19 protein-coding genes are annotated in these 25,141 nt (G+C 66.7%); 10 read left to right on the top strand and 9 right to left on the bottom strand.

Annotation, left to right across the window (positions count from 1 at the left end):
• Positions 1-64 precede the first annotated feature (64 nt).
• The 4 genes from QX070_RS29060 to QX070_RS29075 all read left to right on the top strand — a co-directional run bounded on the left by QX070_RS29060 (position 65) and on the right by QX070_RS29075 (position 3,207).
• Positions 65-814, top strand: a complete 750-nt coding sequence (locus QX070_RS29060) for a CBS domain-containing protein (protein WP_315740579.1) — start codon at positions 65-67, stop codon at positions 812-814.
• A 12-nt stretch (positions 815-826) separates the two neighbouring features.
• Positions 827-1,132 (top strand): cytochrome c, encoded by a 306-nt coding sequence (locus tag QX070_RS29065; protein ID WP_315740580.1) that lies wholly within the window; start codon positions 827-829, stop codon positions 1,130-1,132.
• Positions 1,133-1,475: 343 nt separating this feature from the next.
• Positions 1,476-2,858, top strand: a complete 1,383-nt coding sequence (locus QX070_RS29070; RefSeq protein ID WP_315740581.1) for a PAS domain S-box protein — start codon at positions 1,476-1,478, stop codon at positions 2,856-2,858.
• Positions 2,845-3,207 (top strand): response regulator, encoded by a 363-nt coding sequence (locus QX070_RS29075; RefSeq protein WP_315740582.1) that lies wholly within the window; start codon positions 2,845-2,847, stop codon positions 3,205-3,207. The genes QX070_RS29070 and QX070_RS29075 overlap by 14 nt, the downstream gene beginning before the upstream one ends.
• 433 nt (positions 3,208-3,640) lie before the next feature.
• Here QX070_RS29075 and QX070_RS29080 read toward each other — a convergent pair whose 3' ends face one another.
• The 4 genes from QX070_RS29080 to QX070_RS29095 form a co-directional block, all read right to left on the bottom strand.
• The gene (locus QX070_RS29080) at positions 3,641-5,596 is read right to left on the bottom strand and encodes an acetyl-CoA carboxylase biotin carboxylase subunit (protein WP_315740583.1); all 1,956 of its coding nucleotides are present in this window, start codon (positions 5,594-5,596) and stop codon (positions 3,641-3,643) included.
• Positions 5,597-5,613: 17 nt separating this feature from the next.
• Positions 5,614-7,230: an acyl-CoA carboxylase subunit beta gene (locus tag QX070_RS29085; protein ID WP_315740584.1), complete on the bottom strand. Its 1,617-nt coding sequence runs from the start codon at positions 7,228-7,230 to the stop codon at positions 5,614-5,616.
• 98 nt (positions 7,231-7,328) lie between these two features.
• The gene (locus QX070_RS29090; RefSeq protein ID WP_315740585.1) at positions 7,329-8,927 is read right to left on the bottom strand and encodes an AMP-binding protein; all 1,599 of its coding nucleotides are present in this window, start codon (positions 8,925-8,927) and stop codon (positions 7,329-7,331) included.
• A gap of 118 nt (positions 8,928-9,045) precedes the next feature.
• On the bottom strand, positions 9,046-9,912 hold the full coding sequence (locus tag QX070_RS29095) for a 3-keto-5-aminohexanoate cleavage protein (RefSeq protein WP_315740586.1): 867 nt from the start codon (positions 9,910-9,912) through the stop codon (positions 9,046-9,048).
• Between the two features lie 188 nt (positions 9,913-10,100).
• Between QX070_RS29095 and QX070_RS29100 the strand changes: the two genes are divergently transcribed.
• Positions 10,101-12,692 (top strand): cation-translocating P-type ATPase, encoded by a 2,592-nt coding sequence (locus tag QX070_RS29100; protein ID WP_315740587.1) that lies wholly within the window; start codon positions 10,101-10,103, stop codon positions 12,690-12,692.
• Here the strand turns inward: QX070_RS29100 and QX070_RS29105 are convergent.
• The 4 genes from QX070_RS29105 to QX070_RS29120 all read right to left on the bottom strand — a co-directional run bounded on the left by QX070_RS29105 (position 12,662) and on the right by QX070_RS29120 (position 16,734).
• The gene (locus QX070_RS29105) at positions 12,662-13,453 is read right to left on the bottom strand and encodes a helix-turn-helix domain-containing protein (protein ID WP_315740588.1); all 792 of its coding nucleotides are present in this window, start codon (positions 13,451-13,453) and stop codon (positions 12,662-12,664) included. The two genes, QX070_RS29100 and QX070_RS29105, sit on opposite strands and share 31 nt — an antisense overlap.
• Positions 13,454-13,630: 177 nt before the next feature.
• Positions 13,631-14,287 (bottom strand): glutathione S-transferase family protein, encoded by a 657-nt coding sequence (locus QX070_RS29110; protein WP_315740589.1) that lies wholly within the window; start codon positions 14,285-14,287, stop codon positions 13,631-13,633.
• Positions 14,287-15,456: an acyl-CoA dehydrogenase family protein gene (locus QX070_RS29115; RefSeq protein WP_315740590.1), complete on the bottom strand. Its 1,170-nt coding sequence runs from the start codon at positions 15,454-15,456 to the stop codon at positions 14,287-14,289. The genes QX070_RS29110 and QX070_RS29115 overlap by 1 nt, the downstream gene beginning before the upstream one ends.
• 138 nt (positions 15,457-15,594) lie before the next feature.
• Positions 15,595-16,734, bottom strand: a complete 1,140-nt coding sequence (locus QX070_RS29120; RefSeq protein WP_315740591.1) for an acyl-CoA dehydrogenase family protein — start codon at positions 16,732-16,734, stop codon at positions 15,595-15,597.
• Between the two features lie 269 nt (positions 16,735-17,003).
• Here QX070_RS29120 and QX070_RS29125 point away from each other — a divergent pair, with 269 nt between their 5' ends.
• Positions 17,004-18,236, top strand: a complete 1,233-nt coding sequence (locus QX070_RS29125; protein WP_315740592.1) for an ABC transporter substrate-binding protein — start codon at positions 17,004-17,006, stop codon at positions 18,234-18,236.
• Positions 18,237-19,514: 1,278 nt separating this feature from the next.
• Here QX070_RS29125 and QX070_RS29130 read toward each other — a convergent pair.
• On the bottom strand, positions 19,515-20,285 hold the full coding sequence (locus QX070_RS29130; RefSeq protein WP_315740593.1) for a helix-turn-helix transcriptional regulator: 771 nt from the start codon (positions 20,283-20,285) through the stop codon (positions 19,515-19,517).
• Between the two features lie 199 nt (positions 20,286-20,484).
• Between QX070_RS29130 and QX070_RS29135 the strand changes: the two genes are divergently transcribed.
• The 4 genes from QX070_RS29135 (at position 20,485) to QX070_RS29150 (ending at position 25,126) form a co-directional block, all read left to right on the top strand.
• Positions 20,485-22,839, top strand: a complete 2,355-nt coding sequence (locus tag QX070_RS29135) for a marine proteobacterial sortase target protein (RefSeq protein WP_315740594.1) — start codon at positions 20,485-20,487, stop codon at positions 22,837-22,839.
• A gap of 14 nt (positions 22,840-22,853) precedes the next feature.
• Positions 22,854-23,423, top strand: coding sequence for a class GN sortase (locus QX070_RS29140; RefSeq protein WP_315740595.1), 570 nt, complete (start codon positions 22,854-22,856; stop codon positions 23,421-23,423).
• 104 nt (positions 23,424-23,527) lie between these two features.
• Complete coding sequence (locus QX070_RS29145) at positions 23,528-24,244, top strand: DUF1614 domain-containing protein (RefSeq protein WP_315740596.1); 717 nt, start codon at positions 23,528-23,530, stop codon at positions 24,242-24,244.
• 57 nt (positions 24,245-24,301) lie between these two features.
• On the top strand, positions 24,302-25,126 hold the full coding sequence (locus QX070_RS29150) for an MlaD family protein (protein ID WP_315740597.1): 825 nt from the start codon (positions 24,302-24,304) through the stop codon (positions 25,124-25,126).
• Positions 25,127-25,141 lie beyond the last annotated feature (15 nt).

The raw sequence follows: 25,141 nt of genomic DNA on the forward strand, positions 1-25,141 counted from the left end.
TCAAGCGCGCGCGATGCCGCGCAGCTATTCTCCGCCGATTGCGATCGCAGCACGAGACGACGACATGCGCGCTCATCAAATCATGACCAGATCCGTGATCGCGGTGACGCCCGGAACCCCGGTGGCCGAGGCGGCGCGGATCATGCTGCGCAACCACATCGGCGGGCTGCCGGTGGTCGACGCGTCCGGCACGCTCGTCGGCATGGTCACGGACGGTGATTTCCTGCGCCGCGCCGAGCTCGGCACCGAACGCAGGCAAGGCCGCTGGCTCGACCTCCTGGTCGGCCGCGGCCGCATCGGCGCCGACTTCGTCCATTCCCACGGCCGTACGGTCGGCGACATCATGAGCCAGCCTCCGGTCACGGTCAGCGCCGATGCCAGCCTGGCGGAGATCGCCGAGATCATGGAGAAGCGCAACATCAAGCGTCTCCCTGTGATGAGTGGCGACCGGCTGGCCGGCGTGGTGACACACACGGATTTCCTGCAAACCGTGGCCGACCTCGCCACTGCCGTTCCGGGCCCTACCTCCGACGATGACGGGATCCGCAGCGCCATTCTCGATTCGCTCGACCAGGCCGCCTGCAAGCATTGCCGCTTCAACGTCGTCGTCCGCAACGGCATCGCGCATCTCACGGGCGCGGTTCGCAACGAGAAGGAGCGGGCCACGGCGATCGTGGCGGCCAAGAGCGTCCAGGGCGTCAGGAACGTGCGCGACCACATGTGGGTCTATCCGCCGCCGGAGGACGAGTTCGGCGGCGGTGACATCGTCTCGCTGCAGGACCAGCCGTCGACCGACGACGACCAACCGCTGTGAGGAGAGCCGGGCGTGCGACGTGCCTCCGTACCATCACTGCTGCTGCTGGTCCTGCTCTCCGCCTCGGCGGCCGCCGAGGATCTCGACCACGGCCGCCAGCTCGCCGAGCGCTGGTGCGCCGCCTGCCATGCGGTGGCCACCGAGCCGACCAAGTTCCGCCGCGCCCGGCCGTTCGTCGCCATCGCGGCCAGGGACGGAGTGACGAAGGACATGCTGGTCAAGTTCCTCCTGCTTCCCCACGCGACGATGGCCAACAATCCGCTCAGTGCGAACGATGCGACCGATCTGGCGGGCTATATCCTCAGCCTTAGGAAGTAGTTGCGGCCAAATTCGCCTTTGGATTGCGCCGCCGCCCCGTGATCGGCGGCGTCCGGACGCAAGAGTGGGCCCTGGCGCCCGATGATACGGCACCTCGCCGGCAATTTAGCAAGATCCTCCGGAACGAAACGCTCAAGCCTGCGTTCTGTGTGTTCGCCGTCGTGAGCTGGAGCACGTCGCATGGCCCCAAACGGGTCTGCTGACGGCAAATCGCCCTGTCCTCGTTGCCGGGAAGACCAACAACAAGCAGCGATCGAGATAGCCCTTGCATTTGCACACAAACAAGTTGGTAATCTGGTGCACGGCGTCTTCTCTACCGACCTGTTAGCAAGGAGCCTGCGACGTGCACGGAATGCCCGGCGCCTCCCCCGCCCCACGCGCGACCGACGACGACACGGCCTATCTGGCGGCGATCGTAGAGTCCTCGGCCGACGCCATTGTCAGCACCACCGCCGACGGCGTCATCCGCAGTTGGAACGCGGCCAGCGAGCGGATGCTGGGGTTCACCGCGGCTGAAATGATCGGCAGATCCGTCTCCGAGATCGTTCCCCCCGAGCTGGCGGAAGAGGCGAACGCCTTGCGCGCCAGGGTCAACGCGGGCGAAGCGGTCGAGAGCTTCGAGACCGTCCGGCTGACCAAGCAGGGACGCCCGATCGAGGTCTCCATCACGTTGTCACCGATCCGCAGCAGCACCGGCGTGATCGTCGGCATCTCCGGAATCATCCGCGACGTCACGCTGTCGAAGAAGGCCGAGCGTGCGGCGGCGATGCTCGCGGCCATCGTCGCCTCGTCCTCGGACGGCGTCGTCAGCAAGACGCTGGACGGCACGATCACCAGCTGGAACAAGAGCGCCGAACGGATCTTCGGCTTCTCGGAAGGCGAGATGATCAACCGCTCGATCCGCACGATCATCCCGCAGGAGCGCCAGGCCGAGGAGGACCGGATCCTCGCCACCGTCCTATCCGGCGCGATCATCGACAATTTCGAGACCATCCGCCTGCGCAAGGATGGTGCGCTCATCGACGTGTCGGTCACGGTCTCGCCGGTCCGGGATTCGAGCGGCCGGATCATCGGCGCCTCCAAGATCGTGCGTGACATCACCGACAAGCGCCAGACAAGGGAGCAGTTGCGCACCTTGCTGGCCGAGGTGAACCACCGCAGCAAGAACCTGCTGTCGCTGGTGCAGGCGATCGCCCGGCAGATGACCCGTCACGGCCGCCAGCTCGACCTCAACCGCTTTCTGGAGCGCCTGCAGGCGATCGCGAGCAATCAGGATCTCCTGATTCAGAACGATTGGCGTTTCATTCCACTCGGCGGCCTGGTCCGCTCGCAGCTCGGGGCGTTCAGCGACTTGATCGGCGACCGCATCGCGATCGACGGACCGCCGATCGAGCTGACGCCAGAGGCAGCGCAGTCGATCGGCATGGCGGTCCACGAGCTCGCCACCAACGCCGCCAAATATGGTGCGCTGTCGAACCACGACGGACGGATCGCGGTCCGCTGGACACGCATCGACGACAGCTTCGACATGACCTGGGTCGAAAGCGGCGGACCTGAGGTGGCGCCGCCCGAGCACACCGGCTTCGGCAGCCGGGTGATTTCCGACCTGGTGCGCGCTGGCCTGGATGGATCGGTCGAGGTCCAGTTCCTGCCGGCCGGACTGCGCTGGCACCTGAGGTGCCCCCTGCAACGCCTCAGCCGCGACCATCATCATGCGCGCCAGTGAGAAGACTCACCTCCTGATCGTCGAGGACGATCCCCTGATCGGCTTCGACCTCGCGGTCGAGCTCGAAGCCGCAGGATTCACGGTGGTCGGCGTGGCGCCGACCGTGCACAAAGCCCTCCATCTGCTCGAGCGGAATCATTGCGATCTTGCCGTGCTCGACGTCAATCTCGGGCGGGAAACATCGGCGCCGATCGCGCGCGCTTTGGCCGCGGCCGGCGTGCCCTTCGTCGCCGTCACCGGCTATTCCGTCGATCAATGCCCGGAAGAATTCGCCACGGCACCGCTGCTGTCGAAGCCGTTCCAGACGTCACGGCTGGTCGCGGCGCTGAGGCGGCAATTGCATCCGTGAGGCGCGCGTCGGCCGCGCAACAGAGCCACGATCGGCATTGTTGCCGTTTGAAGGATTAGGGGTCGGCACCGCGCCCTTGAAACAGCGCAGTTGATTTCACGTCTTTGATGGCAGAATTGCCCCCTCGCCTCGACAGCAATGCACTCCCCTCCCCCTTGCGAGGAGGGGTCGCGGGTGGGGGTCCACGTGTCGCGCTCCACGTGATCTGCGCTCCCACCGTGGACGATGTCGACGATGACCTGCGCAACCGGCGAACCGCCTACTTTGAGTGTTGCAGAATGCAGCGGCGGGACGCTGCATGTCGCGAAGCGACGACTCCGTGAGAATATCGAAGTCGCATACAACAGCGTTCAGCGCGCGCGGCCCCCCCGCCCCGCAAGCGGGAGGGAGGTGCAGCATGCCTCGAGCTAACTCACGCCCACTTGCGCGACGATCAGCCCGCAATCTCCACCACGATCCGACCCGTCGTCACCTGGTCGCCCTCGGCGACCTCGATCGCGGTCACCGTTCCTGCGATGCCAGCAGTATGAACGTGCTCCATCTTCATCGCCTCGAGCGTCACCACCGGCTGTCCCACAGCCACGCTGTCGCCCGGCTTCACCAGCACCGCGACCACGCGACCGTTCAGGGCCGCACGGACCTTGCCATCACCTCCGGTGGCGGCCGAGGATTGCGGCCTCGCCAACGTCAGATCGCGCACTGCCAGCGTCTGACCGCGATGCTGGACGAACAGCCGATCGTCGTCACGGACGAAGCGCGCGCTCTCGACGATCTCGGCGTGATGAACGCGGATCGCATCATCCGTGAGCGACACGATCTCGAAGCGATGCTCTGCATCGCCACGCCTCACGCGATAGCTTCCGTCACGCTCGCGCAGTAGCTCGCACTCGGCCACCTCGCCGGCGATCTCGAACCGGAGCGGCGTCGCGAAGGCGGCCGCGAGCGAGCGACCGCGGCGGACGGGATGTGCGAGCGGATGGCTGACGGGGAGCAGCAGCGCGACCAGCGCGAGGTCTGCCGCTTCGACGGCCGGCGCACGCAACTCGTCACGATGCGCCGCGATGAATGCGGTGGTTGCCTTGCCCGCGGCGAAGGCCGGATGCCGCAGGCATGAAATCAGGAAGGCCCGGTTGGTCGGGACGCCCAAAGCAACGGCCTGCTCCAATCCGGCGATCAGCCTTGCGCGCGCCTCCTCACGAGTCGCAGCATGGCTGATCAGCTTGGCGATCATCGAATCGTAGTGGGGCGGGATCTCCGCGCCGGACTCCAGCGCATGCTCGACCCGGATCATCCCCGGCATCTGCCACAGCGCCATCCGCCCCGATTGCGGCATGAAGTCGTGCGCGGCATCCTCGGAGCACAGCCGCACCTCGATCGCATGACCCGAGAAGCTGATCTGGTCCTGGCGCAACGGCAGAGGCTCGCCGGCGGCGACGCGCAATTGCCATTCGACGAGATCGAGACCGGTCAGCGCCTCCGTCACGGGATGCTCGACCTGCAGCCGCGTGTTCATCTCCATGAAGTAGAACTGGCCGTCGGCATCGAGCAGGAACTCCAGCGTGCCGGCGCCCTCATAGCCGAGCGCCTTCACCGCCTGCACCGCCACGGCGCCCATGCGCGCGCGCAGCTCCGGCCCGACCGCCGGCGACGGCGCCTCCTCGATCAGCTTCTGATGCCGCCGCTGCACCGAGCAGTCGCGCTCGCCGAGATGGACGGCATTGCCGTGGCTATCGCCGAATACCTGGATCTCGATGTGGCGCGGATTGGCGATCGCCTTCTCGAGGATGACGGTGCCGTCGCCGAACGCCGTCGCCGCTTCCGAGCGGGCGCTGCGCAGCAGGTCGGGAAAGGCGTCCGCATCCGTCACAAGCCGCATGCCGCGGCCGCCACCACCGGCGACGGCCTTGATCATTACCGGGAAACCGATGCGGCGCGCCTCGCGCAGCATCGCGTCGTCGCCCTGGTCCTCGCCCTGATAGCCGGGAACGCAGGGCACGCCGGCGCAACTCATGATCACCTTGGCGCCGGCCTTGTTGCCCATCGCCTTGATCGCCTCGGGCGATGGCCCGATGAACACCAGACCGGCCTCCTTGCACGCTTGCGCAAAATCCTCGTTCTCGGCGAGAAAGCCATAACCGGGATGCACGGCATCCGCGCCAGTCGCCTTTGCGGCGGCGATGATCGCTGCGATGTTGAGATAGGACTGTGCGGGCGGCGGCGCGCCGATGCGGACGGCCAGATCGGCGAGCCGCACATGCGGCGCATCGGAATCGGCGTCCGAATAGACCGCGACCACGCCGTGGCCCAGCCGGCGCGCGGTGCGCATGATCCGCAAGCCGATCTCACCGCGGTTGGCGATCAGCACCTTGTGGAACGGCCTGCGTTGCATTCCCGGCATCTCTCCGCTCATGGCCTGGACACCGAGAACTGCATGCGCTGCGGCTGCCGCGCCTCCGCCTCGCGGCAGATCGCCAGCACCTCCGACAGCACCGCGCGGGTGTCGCGCGGATCGATCACGCCGTCGTCGAGCACGCGCGCCGAAGTCGCAAACACGTCCATCTGGCTGTCGAACACGCCGATGATCTGCGCCTTCATGGCATCGAGCTTCTCGCGCTCCACCGGCTTGCCGCGGCGCGCCGCCGCCGCTTCAGTCACGATCGCCATCGTCTCCGCCGCCTGCTCGCCACCCATCACGGCGGTCTTGGCGTTGGGCCAGGAGAAGCAGAAGCGCGGGTGGAATCCACGGCCGCACATGCCGTAATTGCCCGCCCCGAACGAGGCCCCGCAATAGATCGTGATCTGCGGCACGCTGGCCGAGGTCACCGCCTGGATCATCTTGGAGCCGTGCTTGATCATGCCGGCCTCCTCATAGGCGCGGCCGACCATGTAGCCGGTGGTGTTGTTGAGATAGAGAATCGGCGTTCGGGTCTGGCAGCAGGACTGGATGAAGTGCGTCGCCTTGTTGGCGCCGGCCGGATCGAGCGGGCCGTTGTTGGTGACGATGCCGATCGCCTGGCCCTCGATGCGGGCATGGCCGCACACCGTCGCAGGCCCGTAGTTTGGTGCCATTTCGACGAAGTCGCTGTCGTCGACGATCCGCGCGATGACCTGCCGCATGTCGACGGGGCGCTTGTGGTCGAGCGGCATGATGCCGAGCAGCTCCTCCTGGTCGTAGCGCGGCGGCTTCACCGGTGACGACTCGTGCGATGGCCGATCCCAGTTCAGCTTGCCCATGATCTCGCGCGCGATACGCAGGGCATCGCGGTCGTCCTCGGCGAGATAGTCGCCGAGACCCGAGATCGCGGTGTGCATCTCGGCGCCGCCGAGCTCTTCCTCGGTGGCGATCTCGCCGGTCGCGGCCTTCAAGAGCGGCGGCCCGGCGAGGAAGGCGCGGGTGCGGCCGCGCACCATCACGATGTAGTCGGACAATCCGGTCTGATAGGCGCCGCCCGCGGTCGACGACCCATGCGTCACGGTGACGACCGGAAGGCCCGCCGCCGACAGCCGCGCCAGGTTGCGAAAGATGTTGCCGCCCCGCACGAAGTCCTCGACGCGGTAGCGCAGCAAATTGGCGCCGGCACTCTCGACCAGTTGCACGTAGGGCAGCTTGTTCTCCAGCGCCAGCTCCTGCACGCGCAGGGTCTTGTCGAGGCCGTAAGGCTGCAGCGCTCCGGCATCGATGCCCGCGTCATTCGCCGAGACCATGCAGCGCACGCCGGACACGAAGCCGATGCCGGCGACGACGCCGCCGCCCGGCACGCTCTTGGCCGGGTCCGGCGTATCGAACATGTAGCCGGCAAGCGTCGACAGCTCCAGGAACGGCGCACCGGGATCGAGCACCAAGGCGACGCGCTCGCGCGGCAACAACTGGCCGCGCTGATGGAAGCGCTCCTTTGCCGCCGCAGAGGCATTGCGCGTGCGCGCCTCGAGATCGCGCATCCGCGCGATCAGGCCGAGCATGCCATCACGATTGGCCTGGAAGGCGGCGCCGGAGGGAGAGATGGTGTTGTCGATGGTGGCCATCAGTTCATGCTTTCGTCATTCCGGGGCGCGAGTGCGCAGCGAGATGGACGGGCCATCTTGCTGCGCGGGAGCGAACCCGGAATCTCGAGGATCACCCCTCACGCGCTCTTCGCCACGAAATGATCGCCATAGGCCTGGCGCAGCTCGACCTTGCGCAGCTTGCCGGTGGCGGTCATCGGCATCTCCTCGAGCACCCGCACCAGCTTCGGCACCTGGAAGCCGCCAAGCGACTTGCGGCAGTGCTCGAGCAGCTCGGTCTCACTGGCCTGTGCGCCGGGCTTGAGCTTGACGAAGGCCGAGACGGCCTCGCCCCATTGCGGATGCGGCAGGCCGACGACGGCGGCATTCTGCACCGCCGGATGCGCCAGCAGGGTCTCCTCGATCTTGACCGAGGCGACGTTCTCGCCGCCGGATTTGATCATGTCCTTCTTGCGATCGAGGAACAGCACCTCGCCCTTGTCGATGACCGCGAGATCGCCGGTATGGTGCCAGCCGAACTTGCGGGCGTCCTCGGTCGATTTGGGATCCTTGTAGTAGCCCAGCATCACGTTGGGCCCGCGATGCACGAGCTCGCCGATCTCGCCGGGCGGCAGCAGGTTGCCGGCATCATCCATGATCGCGGTCTCGTTGACGAACAGCGACTCGCCCCAGTAATTGCCGAACCGATTGAGCTGCACCTCGGGACGCGACATCGTCGTCGCCGGATACATCTCGGTCTGGCCGCTGGTCAGCACGAAGTTCGGGCACAGCTCCCTGATGGCGCGCTCCAGCAGCGGCCGGCCCATCGGCGCCATCGTGTAGAGGCAAGTCCGCAAGTGGGAGAGGTCGAACTCCTTGCGGCGCGGATGATCCAGGATCGCCTGGTACATCAGCGGCAGGCCGACGAACACGGTGAGGCGGTCGCGCACGATCGCCTCCATGCAGGCGACCGGGTCGAAGCCGCGCATCAGCGCCATGCGGCCGCCGACCGAGAGATAGCTGAGCAGCAGCACATGGCCGGCGCAGTGGAACAGCGGAAATTGCCCGGTGATGCCGTCGTCGCGCGAGAGCTGCATCTCGATGCAGTTGCTCATCACGGCCATCACCACGGCGAGGTGACAATGCATCGCGCCCTTCGGCCGCGACGTCGTGCCCGAGGTGTAGATGATCATCGCGAGATCGCGATCGTTGATCTCGATCTCGGGCTCGACGTCCGAATGCCCCTTGATGAGGTCGTTGAAGCCGGCGAGCCCCGCGGCCTTCGCCGTCCCGGTGAGATCGACGGCGATCAGCTCGACGCCCCGCTTTTCCAGCGCGGCGCGGCGGTCCGCCTGAGCAAACAGATTGTCATCGATGAGCGCGAAGCGAACCTCGGCATGGCCGAGGATGTAATCCATGTCGGCGGGCCCGAGCATCGTATTGATCGGCACCCAGACGAGACCCGCGCGATGGATGCCGAACAGCGCTTTGACGAACTCGATCGAGTTGTTGCAGACGGTCGAGATCTTTTCGCCCGGCTTCAGCCCCTTGGCGACGAGATAGTTCGCAAACCGGTTGGCATCGCGCTCCAGCTCGGTGAACGTCACCTGACGGGCGCCATCGGTGATCGCCACCCGCTCGGGAAAGCGCCGCGCCGCGCGCTTCAGGAGATCGCCGATCGCGACCCGGCCGATGCGGCCGGGACCGGACACGCCGCCGGTGGCATCGAGATTGGTCATTGGTCTGTTCCCTCCCCATCCACGTCATTGCGACGAGCCGAAGGCGACGAAGCGATCCAGGGCGTCGTGCAGAACTCTGGATTGCGTCGCTGCGCTCGCAATGACGGCGTATGCCGCGTCAATTCACCGTGCCAAACATCTGCCGGGCCTCGGCGGGACTTGCGATCTCGCGGCCCGCGCGCCGCGCGCACGCCGCGATCGCCTCGATCAGTTGGCCGTTCGAGGTCACCTTGGTGCCGTCGCCGAGGTAGAACGTGTCCTCCAGCCCGGTGCGGAGATGGCCGCCGAGTTCGGCGCAGCGCTGGTGCAGCGGCCAGATCTCGGCGCGGCCGATTGCCGTGACCTGCCAGTGCGCTTCCGGCAGCTTCAGCTTGAGCAGGATCGGCAGCAGCTCGGGATCAGCCGGCATGCCGGAGGCAACGCCCATCACGAAATTGTACTCCAGCGGACCGCCATACATGCCGGTCTGGCGATACATCGCGACACAGCGCACGATGCCGACGTCGAAGCATTCGAATTCCGGGATCGTGTGCGCGTCCTTCATCGCGGCGAGATAGTCCTGGATCTTCTCGACCGAGTTGTCGAACATCATCGGCGGCCAGGCCCAGTTGTTGTCGGCCTTGACCTTGAGATAGTTCAGCGAGCCGGCATTGCAGGCCGCGATCTCCGGCCGGGTCTGCCGGATGCAGTCGAGCGCACCTTGATAGTTCGGTCCCGACACGCCCGAGGTGTGATTGATGATCACGCCGGGACAGGCCTCGCGGATCGCCTGCTGGATCTCGCGGGAGACGTCGACGTCCCAGGACGGCAGATGCCCCTTGCCCGGCGCCTGCTGGCGCAGATGGATGTGCATGATCGCAGCACCAGCGTCATAGGCGCGCCGCGCCTCGCGCGCCATCTCCTCGGGCGTGACCGGCACATGATGCTGCCTGGGATCGGTGAGCACGCCGTTCAGCGCGCAGGTGATGACGGCTTTGTCGCTCATGGCACTCGTTCGATGGCTTCGCGCAAGCGGCGCTGTGCTGATCCGGCCCGTATATGACGGCGTCTCCGCCTGATCTGCTTGCGTTGACTCGCTGGTTGGAGGCCGCGCAACCCGCTATTGCTCTGCATCAAGCGCCCGGACGGGATCGGCGCTAACTGGTTCCCATGTTTCTCGTCACGGGGCGTGCAATGCCGATCGACACACAACCGGCGCCGACATTTCCGAACGGCCTGAGCGCGGCCGAGGCGGCACGGCGTCTGACGGCGGAGGGATTCAACGAGCTGCCGCAGACCGGCAAACGCTCGATCCTGCGCCTCGTCGCCGACGTGCTGAAGGAGCCGATGCTGCTTCTGCTGCTCGCCGGCGCGGGCATCTATCTCGCGCTGGGCGACGCGGCGGAAGCGATGCTGCTCGGCGTGTTCGCCTCGGCCTCCGTCTTCATCACCATCGTGCAGGAGGCACGGACCGAGCGCGTGCTGGAATCGCTGCGCGATCTCTCCAGCCCGCGCGCCCTGGTGATCCGCGACAGCGAGCGCATCCGCATCGCCGGCCGCGAGGTGGTGCGCGGCGACCTCATCGTGCTCGCCGAGGGCGATCGCGTCGCGGCCGATGCGGTGCTGCGGGAGTGCGACGATCTGCTGACGGATGAATCGCTGCTGACAGGCGAATCCGTGCCGGTGCGCAAGCGCCCCGCCCCGGCCGAGCCGATCGACACGCCCGCTGCGGCGGCCGGCGGCGACGACCAGCCATTCGTGTTCTCCAGCAGTCTCGTCGTCCGCGGCGGCGGCATTGCCGAGGTGACGGCGACCGGGCCGCACACAGCGATCGGCAGGATCGGCCAGTCGGTGACCGCCCTGGAGACCGAGACGCCGCGGTTGCGGCAGCAGACCCGGCGCCTGGTGCTGGCGTTCGCCATCGGCGGCGGCATCGTGGTTGCGATCACGGTCGTGCTCTATGCGGTGTACCGCGGCGGATGGCTGGAGGGAATCCTCGCCGGCATCGCGCTGGGCATGTCGATGCTCCCCGAGGAATTCCCGGTGGTGCTGACCGTGTTCCTGGCGATGGGCGCCTGGCGCATCTCGCAGGCGCGCGTGCTGACGCGGCGCGCTTCGGCGATCGAATCGCTCGGCGCCGCCACCGTGCTGTGCACCGACAAGACCGGCACCCTGACGCAGAACCGCATGATGGTGGCCCGGCTGGTGCTGCCGGACGGCAGCGTGCTGCAGCCTGCGACGGCGACGGCGACGCCGGATGCCGTCGCGCCGCCCTTCCGCGATCTCGTCGCCACCGCCGTGCTGGCCTGCGACCCGCAGTCGCATGATCCGATGGAGAAGGCGCTGCACGTGCTCGGCGCCGACGCCACCGCAGGCGCCACGTTGCAGCGACGCTACGGCTTGCGCCCCGACCTGCTGGCGATGACCAACGTCTGGTCGCGCGACGGCGCCGGCGTCGTGGCGGCCAAGGGCGCGCCGGAAGCGATCGCATCGCTCTGCGGCGTCGACGGCGGCGAGCTGGCGGCGCTGCAGGCGCGCGTCGAGACGCTCGCCGCCGAGGGCCTGCGCGTGCTCGGCGTCGCCCACGCGAGCTGGAGCGGCGAGGCGCTCCCCGACATACAGCAGGACTTCGCGTTCTCATTCCGCGGTCTCGTCGGCTTCGCCGACCCGCTGCGTCCGGAGGTGAAGGATGCCGTCGCCGAGTGCCGCTCCGCCGGCGTCCGCGTCATCATGATCACCGGCGACTATCCCGCGACGGCCACCGCCATTGCGCGGCAGGCCGGGATCGATCCCGAGCGCGTCATCGCGGGCCCCGAGCTTGCCGATCTCGACGACGACGCCCTGGCGCTTGCGGCGCGCGCGCCGACGGCGTTCGCGCGCATCATGCCGGAGCAGAAGCTGCGCATCGTCACCGCGCTCAAGGCCGACGGCGAGATCGTCGCGATGACCGGCGACGGCGTCAACGATGCGCCGTCGCTCAAGGCGGCGCATATCGGCATCGCGATGGGCGGCCGCGGCACCGACGTCGCGCGCGAGGCCTCGGCGATCGTGCTGCTCGACGATGATTTCGGCTCGATCGTCAAGGCGATCCGGCTCGGCCGGCGCATCTACGACAATCTGCGCAAGGCGATGAGCTTCATCCTTGCCGTGCACTTTCCGATCGCCGGGCTGGCGCTGCTGCCGCTCGTCACCGGTCTGCCGCTGCTGCTCGGGCCCGTGCACATCGCCTTTCTCGAGATGATCATCGATCCCGTCTGTTCGCTGGTGTTCGAGGCCGAGACCGAGGAGAGCGACATCATGCGGCGGCCGCCGCGCGATCCGCAGGAGCCATTGCTGCCGCGGCCGCTGGTGCTGTGGGGGGCGCTGCAGGGCATCCTGGCGATGCTCACCACGGGCGGCGTCCTGCTGCTGGCACACCGCAACGGCATGCCGGACGACGAGCTCCGCGCGCTGGTGTTCTTCACCCTGGTGTCGGTGATCGTCAGCCTGATCTTCGTCAACCGCTCGTTCTCGAGCTCGCTGCGCGAGGCGCTGCTGCGGCCGAACCGCATGCTGCTGCTGGTGATCGGCTTCGTCGTCGCCGTGCTCGCCACCAGCCTGACGCTGCCCGCCGCCGCGGCGCTGTTCCGGTTCGGACCGCTGCACGCCGACGATCTCGCGCTGACCGCGGCAGCCGCGCTGACCACGCTGATCATGCTCGAACTGTCGAAGTTTCCGCTGCGCGCCGCGCTCGCGCGGCACGCAGCCAGGAAAGATCAGGTCAAGGCGACCTCGCCCGCGCGGTAGATCGCGAGATCGCGCGAGCCGGAGAAGATCGCGCGCGGCTTCAGCCCGTAGAAGCGGCGGATCGAATGGCTGAAATGCGTCGAGTCGGGATAGCCGATGTCCTGCGCGAGATGCGCGAGGTTGAGGTCCTGGTTGGCGTAGTTGAGCAGATGCCGCGCGCGCTTCCAGGCCCGGAACGAACGGAAGGAGATGTCGGTCTCCTCCTTGAACAGATGCAGGAAGCGCGACGTCGACAGCCCCACGGCGGCGGCGCAGCTCTCGGCCGTGGCCGGCTCGCCGGAGAAGCGGCCGATCAGACCGATCGCCTTGACCACGCGCGGATCGAGCGTCCGCTGCGGCAGCACCTCGCCGAAGCACAGCCGGTCGAACACGGCGCTGGTGACGTCGCCGCTCAGCGGCCGCTGCACCAGCTCCTCATAGGCGGCGCGAATGCGGCAGGCGAACGCCTCGGCCTCGCGGGCGACGCGGCTGGTGAAGCGGTCCAGCGTGCCGATCGGCACGCTCTCCGGCTCGATGGTGACGACGATGACGGTGCGATAATCGCTCTCGATGGTGTGCGGCCGGTTCGGCGGCACGACCAGCAGCTCGCCGCTGCGCTCTTCGGCTCCTTCGGCCAGCAGCCGCAGGCTGCCGGTGAGCGCGACGTAGATATGGCACGCGCCCGAGCAGCGCTGGCGCGGACGACCGAGCAGCCCGGCGTAGAAGACGCGCTCGGGCGTGATCAGCATGAGATGGCCGGAGTCCCGGCGGGTCACATCCATGGTCTTCCTCCTGAGGCGCGGCTCTGGCGGCCGCTTCTTTGGAGGAGAACCATAGCGCAATTCGCGTCGCTGTCATCGGCGACGACTGCCGATTTTTGTCGCGGTTAACTCACCGATTCGAGATGATCGTCGTTCCGGGGCGCGCGCGAGCGCGAACCCGGAATGACGTGCCCAAAGCTACGGCCTGACCCGCGGCTTGATGCCCTGCTCGATCCCGGCGCGCTGCTCGGCCGCACGCGCGCGGCTGTAGCCTTCACGCTGCTGCAGGCGCGCCCAGTAAGCAGCCACATTCGGCCCAAAATCCTTGGCGAGCCCAAGCGTGTCTGCGAGACGCAATGCATAGCCGATCACGATGTCGGCCGCGGTGAAACGACCCGCGCACAAGAACTCGGCATTCGCCGTCGCTGCCTCCACGGCGCGCAGCCGTCCCAGGAACCACTTGGCATAATCGGTGGCGACCTGCGGCGAGCGCCGCTCCTCCGGCTCGAGCTGAGTGTATCGCAATACCAGCGTCTGCGGGAACGTCAGCGTGGCGTCGGAGAAATACATCCAGTTCAGGAACGCGCCGTAGTCCTTTTCCTCAGGCCCGACCATCAGCGGCGTGGGTCCGTGCTTGACGCCGAGGTAATGGCAGATGCCCGAGGACTCCGTCATCTTCGTCTCGCCGTCGATCAGAAACGGGATCGTGCCGAGCGGATTGATCGCCAGATACTCCTTCGCCAGCACCCGCGGCGGGAACGGCAGCATCTTCAACTCGTAGTTAAATCGAAGCTCTTCCAGCATCCACAACGGGCGAAACGAGCGGGCGCCGTCGCAATGATACAGCGTGATCATCAGGCGTTCCCCGCTTTGCCGCTGCCTGGCAAGGTCCCCATCATCTTGCACAGGATGGTCAGCATCACCTCGTCGGCGCCGCCGCCGATCGAGCTCAGGCGCGAATCGCGGTAGGCGCGGCTGACCGGTGTCTCGTTCATGAAGCCCATGCCGCCCCAATATTGCAGGCAGGCGTCGGTGAGTTCGCGCCCCAACCGGCCGGTCTTGAGCTTCACCATGGTCGCGAGCCGCGTCACGTCCTCGCCGGCGATCAGCGCCTCTGCGGCCTGATAGGTCAGCGCGCGCAGCAGCTCGACCTCGGTCTGCATTTCCGCGAGCTTGAAGTGGACGACCTGGTTGTCGAGGATCGAGCGGCCGAACGCCTTGCGGTTGCGCGTGTACTCGATGGTCGCATTGATGATCGCTTCATGCGCCTTCAGGCAGGCGGCGCCGGCCCACAGCCGCTCCTCCTGGAACTGCATCATCTGATAGGTAAAACCCTGCCCCTCCTCGCCGATGCGGTTGCGCTTGGGGACGCGAACGTTGTCGAAGAAGATCTGCGCCGTATCCGACGAGCGCATGCCCATCTTGTCGAGCTTGCGCGCGACCTGCACGCCCTTGCTCTTCATCGGCACGCAGATCAGCGACTTGTTGCGATGGACCGGGCCGTCGCTGGTGTTGGCGAGCAGGCAGATGAAGTCGGCCTGGGTGCCGTTGGTGATCCACATCTTGCCGCCATTGATGACGTAGTCGTCGCCATCGCCGCGCGCCTGGGTCTTGATCGAGGCGACGTCGGAGCCCGCGCCGGGCTCGGAGACGCCGATGCAGGCGACGTAGTCGCCTGAGATCGCGGGCGCCAGGAACTCCTTGCGCACCTCGTCGGAGCCGAACCGCGCCAGCGCTGGCGTCGCCATGTCGGTCTGCACGCCGATCGCCATCGGGATGGCGCCACAATTGATGGCGCCGAGCTCTTCCGCCATCATCAGCGCGTAGGAATAATCCAGCCCCTGGCCGCCGAACTCGACCGGCTTGTTGAGGCCGAGAAAGCCGAGGTCACCGAGCTTCTTGAACAGCTCATGCGCCGGAAAGATGCCGGCCTCCTCCCATTCGTCGACATGGGGATTGATCTCGGCAGCGATGAACTTCTGCAGGATGCGGCGCGGTTCGTCGTGGTCGGCGGTGAAGAGCATTCTTGATCGAGCTCCTGTCGTCTCTTGTCTTGACGTCATGGCCGGGCTTGTCCCGGCCATCCACGTCGTTGTTCTTGTATGGCGTACAGCATGGATGCCCGGGTCAAGCCCGGGCATGACGAGCGGACAGAGTGCGCGTCACAATCCCATCTGCCGGCTGGCCAGATCCTTCATGATCTCCTCGGTGCCGCCGCCGATGGCGTTGACCTTCACCTCGCGATAGATCCGCTCGACGCGGATGCCGCGCATGAAGCCGGCGCCGCCGAAGATCTGCACCGCTTCGGAGGCGCAGTAAGCCATCGTCTGCGTCGCCTGGTTCTTCATCATGCAGATCTCGGCGACCGGATTGTCGCCCTGTTCGAGCCGCCACGCCAGCATTTCCAGCATCGCCTGCGACGCCGCGACGCGCTGCGCCATGTCGACCAGCTTGTGCCTGATCACCTGGTGCTGCGCGAGCGGCTTGCCGAAGGTCTGGCGCTCCTTGGCGTAGGCGATCGCATCGTCGAGGCAGACACGGGCGAAGGCCGTGCAGCTCGCCGCCATGCCCATCCGCTCGCTGTTGAAATTGTGCATGATCAGCTTGAAGCCCTGCCCCTCCTCGCCGATCAGGTTCTCGACGGGCACGCGGCAGCCATCGAAATGCAAGGACGCGGTGTCCGACGCCCACCAGCCCATCTTGTCGAGCCTGGTGCGCGTCAGCCCCGGCGTGTCGCCGGGCACGAGCAGCAGACTGACGCCCGCCGGTCCCGGTCCGCCGGTGCGCACCGCGACCGTGATGTAGTCAGCCCGCATCCCGGAGGTGATGAATGTCTTCTCGCCGCTGACGACATAGTGATCGCCGTCGCGGACGGCCCTGGTCCTGAGATTGGCAACGTCGGAGCCGCCGCTCGGCTCGGTGATCGCCAGCGCCGAGATCTTGCGCCCGGCAAGAATCTCCGGCAGCACGCGCGCCCTCACCTGCGGCTGCGCGGCGCGCGCGATCGGCGGCGCGCCGATCGTATGGCTCATCAGGCTGGCGCTGATGCCGCCGGCACCCGCACGCGCCAATTCCTGCGACGTCACGATCTTCATGAACTGGTCGGCCGGCACGCCGCCGAATTCCTCCGGGAAGCCGAGCCCAAGCAGGCCGATCTCCGCCGCCTTCAGATACAGCGCGCGCGGAAATTCGCCGGCCTCGTCCCACACGCTCGCGAACGGCGCGATCTCCTTGTCGACGAAGCGCCTGATGACGTCGCGGAAGGCCTCGTGCTCGGCCGTGTAGAACGGGCTTTTCGTCATGGCGGCGCCGGGAGGATCCTGCTTCGTGCGCGGGAGAAGATGCGCCGGAAACGCCCGTATCAACTTGCGTGGAGTGGCTGGCCGGCAAAATCACCTGCGGCGCGCCCGATCGGCCCCCGCCAGGTTCCCAAGGCCAGCGCCTGGACGCAAGACAGTGCATTGCACACATCTGCCCACTCGATTGCGGTGAGCGGCCTCCCATGGCCACCATCGCCGCAGGCCAAGAGCAAAAACGACAATCACGAAAATTCAATCGAGGAAGCCCAGGGATGTTGCCGATGACGACCAGGACTCTGCTCACATTCGCGGCCGCGGCCGCCTTTTCCGTACTGGCGAGCCAAAGCGCGCTTGCGCAGAAGAAATACGACACCGGCGCCACCGACACCGAAATCAGGATCGGCAACGTCGAGGCCTATAGCGGCCCGGCCTCGGCCTACGGCATCATCGGCAAGACCGAGGAAGCCTACTTCAAGATGATCAACGATCAGGGCGGCGTCAACGGCCGCCGGATCAACTTCATTTCCTATGACGACGGCTACAGCCCGCCGAAGACGGTCGAGCAGGTGCGCAAGCTGATCGAGAGCGACGAGGTGTTCCTGGTGTTCAATGCGCTGGGCACGCCGACCCAGACCGCCGTGCAGAAATATCACAACGCCAAGAAGGTGCCGCAGCTGTTCCTGGCCACCGGCGCCAGCAAATGGAACGACCCGAAGGAATTCCCCTGGACCATGGGCTTCCAGCCGAGCTACCGCGTCGAGGCGCGGATCTTCGCCAAGTACATCCTCAAGGAGAAGCCGAACGCGAAGATCGCGATCTTCTATGCCAATGACGATTTCGGCAAGGACTACGTCCTCGGCATCAAGGAGATGCTCGGCGACAAGGCCAAGACCATGATCGTCGCCGAGGAGAGCTACGAGACGACCGAGCCGTCGATCGACTCCCACATCGTCAAGCTAAAGGGCACCGGCGCCGACGTGTTCGTCAACATCTCCACGCCGAAATTCGCCGCGCAGGCGATCAAGAAGATCGCCGAGCTGGAATGGAAGCCGATGCATCTGATGACCGACGTCTCGATCTCGATCGGCGCGGTGATGAAGCCGGCCGGCCTCGAGGCGTCCGAAGGCGTGCTGTCCGCCGGCTATCTCAAGGATCCGTCGGACCCCCAGTGGAAGGACGACGAGGGCATGAAGAAGTTCATGGCCTTCATCGACAAGTACATGCCGGGCGCCAACATCTCCGACGCCAACCTCGCCTATGGCTATGCCGCGGCCCAGACCATGGTGCAGACCCTGAAGCAGTGCGGCGACACTCTCACCCGCGACAACGTCATGAAGCAGGCCGCCAGCCTGAAGGATTTTGCGCCCGACACCCTGATCCCCGGCATCAAGGTCAATACCGGCCCCAATGATTTCGCCCCGATCGAGCAGCTCAAGATGATGCAGTTCAAGGGCGGCAAATGGGACCTGTTCGGCGACATCATCAGCGCGGACGTGGGGGGATAGGCGGACAAGATCGTCCCGTGTGCTTCAGCCAACCCGTTTCGCTGGTCTGAGCACACGGGCTTGGCATTGGCCTCGCTCTCGCAACGACGGCAGTGTGCTCCCCTCCCCCTTGCGGGGGGGTTGGGGGTGGGGGTCCCCGCGCACCGACCCGCATGAAGGCCCCCGCGCCTATCGACGTCGTCGCTCGATATCAGCTGCTCTGGACCTCAGCCTCCCTTGCCCTGCCGCGAAGCTGTGCTCGCGTCTCTCAGAGATCCCCGCTCATCACATCGAGCACGACTCGTTGGACCCCCACCCCCTCCCCGCAAGGGGGAGGGGAGCTGACCGACATCGCGGCAAGAGCCTGCTGTTCACGAAGAAAACCGATGTTCGGCCTGCCCCCGGATTCTGATAAAAATAATTTACTTGCGATTTTTCGGAATTCATGATTGTATCCCTGCATCCCGCCTCACCGCAGAGGGGCGTTGCGCGCGATCGTCACGACACGCGAGGTGGGGATGCGATGGCCGCGAGAGATCGCAGCATTCTCCTCAACGAGGATGCGGACGAACGATCGCTTGCGGACGTGAAGTCGCAGCGTCCTGACACCCCGATGCTGGTGTCCCGCGCAATGCGTAAGCATTGTCGCGAATGGTGGCCAACAAGCCCGGCGCACCAGGGAGACTGCGTATAAGCGTTAAACCCATCGCGCAGGGAATGCCGGCGTGCTCGGCTTTGCCTGTGGTACCTGCCGCCTGCATTTTTTTCGCAGGCGGGCCATGGGTGAGGCCTTCACCCGGCATTCCCTGCGCCCTCTGCATTTGAGGAGGGACGAACTGATCGCAGACCTCGGGCATGATGTGCCGCGGGAATGCGTCGACATGTCCGTCGTCTGCTGTTCGATCCGTTCTGCTGTTTAGGCCTTCTGCTGTTTGAGCCGTGAATCCGCCCACCCACCGCTGTCGTTCCGGCGAACGCCGGGACCCATACTCCGCGGCGGTTGTGTTGGGCAAAATGCCAATGACCAGCCAGCCTCAAACCCCTCCCTGGGGGATGGGTCCCGGCGTTCGCCGGGACGACAGCGTATTTGTGGGAGCACCGCGTCTCCCACACGCACCGTCCTAGCGAACGCGGCGACGGAGTCAGCTGCCGTAGGGTGGGCAAAGCGGGCGCCCGCAGGGCGGTTGCGTGCCCACCGTCCGTCGGCGCATTCGGAGCGAATGGTGGGCACGGCGCGCGGTGGAGCGCAGCATGCAACACGCACCGGGGCGCGCCTTTGCCCACCCTACACCTAACAACTCACGGCACGCCTTGCACGAACAGTGCGAACGGCTCCTCGACCGTCTTGCGCAGATGCTCGCGGTACGCCCCATAGTGTCGATCATCCGTGCCGAGCCGGCCGAAGCTCGGTTCCTCCACATTGCGCAACGGCAGCAGCGCGATCGGCGCGGCGATCGGCGTCAGCAGCGAGCCGCGGCCCGCCAAGAGCGTCGTGATGATGCCGTACATCTCGCCGGTGATGGTCGGCCGCGACACGGTGATCAGGCGGTGCTGACCGTGGCGGTTGGTGACGAGGTAGACGAAGCCGGACTGGTTGGGCACGGCGACCTCGCCGAATTGCGTGAACGCCGCATCGAGCCGCGCGCCCTCGCGAAACACCAGCGACGACGCCGCATCGTCCCAGGCGATGTCGGTGCGGTAGGCGTAGATCGCGTCCTTGTCGCCGAATGACGGCCGCAAGGTGACGTAGGTGCCCTCGATCCATTCCACCGCCCGCCGCGAATAGGAGCCGAGACTGTCCGGCGCGATGCCGCCGCTGGTGGCAGGCGCGGCGAGAGGCGCGTTCGGCGCCTTGCGCAGGGACATCCCGAGCGCCTGCTCCAGCCGGACGATGGTCGCGAGCGTGAATGGGCGGCGGCCGCCGAGCGCCTTCTCGAGGGTCGACAGGCTCAGCTTGGCCTGCTCGGCGAGGGCCTGCCGCGACATCCGGCGCCGCGCGATCTCCTCGCGGATCGTCTCCGCAACCTGCCGGCTCTGCTCGTCGGAAAGCTCGTTGTCCGGTATCGACATCCTGTCCCCTGCCATGTGGCGCGCGTCCTTTTAGCAGACGGACAAATCAGCACAAACCCGGACAGATCAGTCGCGCTCTCGACCTCCACCGGACATGCGCGGGCGGGCGGCGGCCGAACAAGACCGACCATTCCGCTCGCGGCGCCGGCGCGCTGCGCTCAGTGTCGGCATGCCGAAATTGTTCGTTGCGGAGCCAATGATGAGCGAGACGATCGACCACGATATCAGAAGCAGCACCCATCCGGTCCGGTCGTGGATCGTGACCATGCTGCTATTCCTGCTGCTGCAGGCCGCCGCCGTGCTGCTGGTCGGCTTCACGGCGCTGTTTCTCAGCGTCACCCCTGGCTGGTCCGCCGAAGGGCCGCTGGCGCCGCTGACCAGGCCGGGCGATGCCCGCTCCGGCGCGCTGCTGTTCAAATCCGACGGCAGCTATGCCGAGGCGCCGCGGCTCGGCATCGACGTCGACATCGTCGTTTCAGGCCCGACGGCGCGGGCGCGCGTGACGCAGCTGTTCAAGAACACGAGCTCGCAATGGATGGAGGCGGTCTATGTCTATCCGCTGCCGCCCGACAGCGCGGTGGACACGCTGAAGATGATCGTCGGCGACCGCGTCGTGGTCGGCGACATCAAGCCGCGCCAACAGGCCAAGGTGATCTACGAGCAGGCCAAGCGCGACGGCAAAAGCGCGGCGCTGACCGAGCAGGAGCGGCCGAACATCTTCACCAACTCGCTCGCCAATATCGGCCCCGGCGAGACCGTGCTGGTGCAGATCGAGTATCAGCAGCCGGTGGCGCAGGCGGCCGGCGAGTTCTCGCTGCGGGTGCCGCTGGTCGTCGCGCCGCGCTACAATCCGGCGCCGATCGTGCAGAGCGTCGATTTGCGCCCTGATAGCAACGGCTGGGGCGCGGCGAGCAGCGATCCCGTCCCTGATCGCGACCGCATCTCGCCGGAGGTGCTCGACCCCGCCAAGAATGACCCGGTCAATCCAACCAGGATCGCGGTGCGGCTGCAGGCCGGCTTCGCGCTCGGCGAGGTCAAGAGCCACCATCACCAAGTGACGATCGACAGCCCCGATGCGAAGACGCGAGTCGTCACCCTGGCCGAGGGCGTGGTGCCGGCCGACCGCGACTTCGAGCTGACCTGGAAGCCGGCCGCTGCGGCGATGCCGTCGGTCGGGCTGTTTCACGAGCAGGTCGGCGACGCCGATTATCTGCTCGCCTTCGTCACGCCGCCTGCCGTGGCAGCGCCGGCGCAGCGGCCGCAGCCGCGCGACGTCATCTTCGTGATCGACAATTCCGGCTCGATGGGCGGCACCTCGATCCGCCAGGCCAAGGCCAGCCTGCTCTACGCGCTGGGCCGGCTACAGCCGGGCGACCGCTTCAACGTGATCCGCTTCGACGACACGATGACCGTGCTGTTTCCGTCCTCGGTGCCGGCCGATGCCGAGCATGTCGGCAGCGCCACCAGCTACGTGAGTTCGCTGGATGCGCGCGGCGGCACCGAGATGGTCCCTGCGATGCGCGCGGCGCTGACCGACGACGGCAGCGACAGCGCGCGCGTGCGGCAGGTGGTATTCCTCACCGACGGCGCCATCGGCAACGAGCAGCAGCTATTCGAGACCATCACCGCAATGCGCGGCCGCTCGCGCATCTTCATGGTCGGTATCGGCTCGGCACCGAACACCTATCTGATGACGCGCGCCGCCGAGCTCGGCCGCGGCGCCTTCACGCATATCGGCTCGGTCGAGCAGGTCGAGGAGCGCATGCGCGGCCTGTTCGCCAAACTCGAGAACCCGGCCGTGACCGCTCTGACCGCGACGTTTTCGGAAGCCTCAGCGGATCTCACGCCCGCGGTGCTGCCGGACGTCTATCGCGACGAGCCGCTGGTGCTCGCCGCGAAGATCGACCGTCTCGCTGGATCGCTGCAGCTCAAGGGCCGCATCGGCGACCAGCCCTGGACCATCACGCTGCCGCTGTCCGGCGCCGCCGAAGGCAAGGGTCTCTCCAAGCTGTGGGCCCGGCGCAAGATCGGCGATGCCGAGGTGGCACAGACGATGCGGCAGATGACATCAGAGGAAGCCGACGGCGCGATTCTGAAGCTCGCGCTGGAGCATCAGCTGGTGACGCGCCTGACCAGCCTCGTCGCCGTCGACAAGACGCCGCGGCGGACCGATGGCGAGCCGCTGAGGCTCGCCGAGCTGCCGATCAACCTGCCGGCGGGCTGGGACTATGAGAAGGTGTTCGGCGAGCGCGGTGGGATGCCGGCGATGCGGAAGGACCGCCGCGCCGAAGCCGACGGCGACATCCAGCTCGCCGCGCTGAAGCGGCCGGTGGTGCCGGCGGCGCCCGCCACGATCACGCTGCCGAAGACGGCAACCGATGCCGAGCTCAGCATGCTGCTCGGGCTGGGGATCCTGATGCTCGAACTGATCTGGCTCGCCGCCCTTCGGCGGCGGGCTGCCAACCAACTAACGGCGTCATTGCGAGGAGCAAAGCGACGACGCAATCCAGGGGCGACACGACGGCTCTGGATTGCTTCGCTTCGCTCGCAATGACAGATGGAGAGATGATGCCCCGCTTCCTCATCCCACTCGCGATCGCCCTGGCTGGCCTCGCCCTGTTCGGCCACGGCGCCCTCATCCACGCCAAGGCGATCGTCGCACAAGTACTGCTCGACCGCGCCTTCACTAGGACCATCGCGACGGGACATCCGGTCAAGCCGTGGTCCTGGGCCGACACGGTCCCGGTGGCGCGGATCGAGGTGAAGCGCCTCGGCGTCTCCACCATCGCGCTGGCCGGCTCCAGCGGCCAGGCGCTCGCCTTCGGCGCCGGCCATGTCGAAGGCAGCGCCGAGCCGGGCCAGCCGGGCATCGCGGTGTACTCCGCGCACCGCGACACGCATTTCCGCTTCCTGCGCGACATCAGGATCGGCGACGAGATCGACATCGTCAGCCGCGACGGCAACACCTTCCGCTACCGCGCCGACGCCGCCCATGTCGTCCGCTTCGATGCCTCGGGCATCGATCCAGGGACCGACAGCGCCGAACTGGTGCTGTCGACCTGCTGGCCATTCGACGCCCTGACACAGGGCCCGGAGCGCTACGTGCTGCATGCGACGCTGGTCGCGGCGGGTGAATGATGGCTGGTCTTGGGAACCAGGCACCGAATGACCATTTGTCACCGTGCCGCCCGCATGGGATGATCCGGCGGGGACGCAAGGCCCACATCTCAAGCGCTTTCGACATGCATTCCCAGGTCCAATATCTGCCGATCACGCCGGCCTTCTTCGCCATCCTGGTGCTGGCGTTCGGCGTCCTGATCGTCCTGATCCAGTTCGGCATCCTGCGCTACGCCTACATGAAGCTCGGCGTCAGCTCGGGCACCGCGATGCTGCTGCTGTTCGGATCGCTGATCGGCAGCTATTTCAACATTCCGATCACCATGCTGCCCGGGCAGGTCGCGCGATCCGGCGAGATCATCGACTTCTTCGGCATGCAGTATGTCGTGCCGCTGGTGCATCAATGGCCCGGCACCCTCCTCGCCGTAAATGTCGGCGGCGCCGTGATCCCGACGATCATGTCGACCTATCTCATGTTGCGCTACCAGCTCTGGCTGCGCGCTGCGATCGCGGTGCTGGTGATCGCGGTGATCATCCACGCGATGGCGACGCCGGTGCAGGGTGTCGGCATCGCCGTGCCTGTGTTTGCGCCGGTCGTCGTGACCGCGATCCTGGCGTTCCTGCTGTCGCGCGAATATGCCGCGCCGCTGGCCTATATCGGCGGCTCGATGGGCACGCTGGTCGGCGCCGACCTGATGAACCTCGACAAGATCGGCAGCCTCGGCGCGCCCGTCGCCTCGATCGGCGGCGCCGGAACCTTCGACGGTATCTTCCTGACCGGGATTCTCGCGGTGCTGCTCGCGGGCCTCGCCGCCCCGTCCCGGCCTGGGCTCGCGCGCTGAGCTTCCAACCGGGAGACTTAACGGCTAAAATCGAGCAGAGGCAGCGACGGACACGGAATGCGCGCGATCAATCTCATCGTCGGAACCCTGACGATCGCGGCCGTTGCGGCCGGGATCAGCGGCGTCCTGATCAAGCAGAAGGCGCGGATCGCCCAACAGCGCAGCATCATGCGCGTCGTGTTCGACGGCGGCTCGGCGGCGGGCCTACGCAAGGGCGGCCCGGTGAATTTCGACGGCGTGCAGGCGGGGCAGATCCTCTCGATCAACCTCGAAAGCCCGCGCAAGATCGTTGCCATGATCACGCTCGACAATTCCGCACCGATCCGCAAGGACACAACGGCCGGCATCGAATTTCAGGGCCTGACCGGCATCGCCGCGATCTCGCTGGTCGGCGGCGCGCCGACGGCGCCGCCGGTGCCGTTCGATCGCGACGGGGTGCCGGTACTGACGGCCGACCTCAAGGACCAGGAGACGATGGTCGAGACGGTGCACAACGTCGACAAATTCATCGTCAGCAATGCACCGGCCATCAAGGAGGCGCTGCAGACCTTCGAATCCGAGACCGCCTCGCTGCAGGAGAAGACGGCAGCGATCGACGCCGCGATCGACAAGGCCGAGGACGTGTTCAAGGGCTTCGACACGCTCGTGACCAGGATCGACGGCGCCATTCCCGGCTTCGCGGACGGCAATCCCGGACAGCTGTTCGATCAGATCAAGTCGATGCGCGAGCTCGTCGACAGCTTCAAGCGCAAATCGGCCAAGGTCATCGACGAGAGCCGCAAGACGCTGCTCGACATCAGCGACGGCGCCAATGCGATGACCGTCAAGTTCGGCGGCCAGCCGGCGGGTCCGGGTCCGCGCCGCGTGCCGGCGTCACGCTGAGGGGCGGGAGCGCCG

This window comes from Bradyrhizobium sp. SZCCHNR1093 (assembly GCF_032381175.1).
Classification (GTDB): domain Bacteria; phylum Pseudomonadota; class Alphaproteobacteria; order Rhizobiales; family Xanthobacteraceae; genus Bradyrhizobium.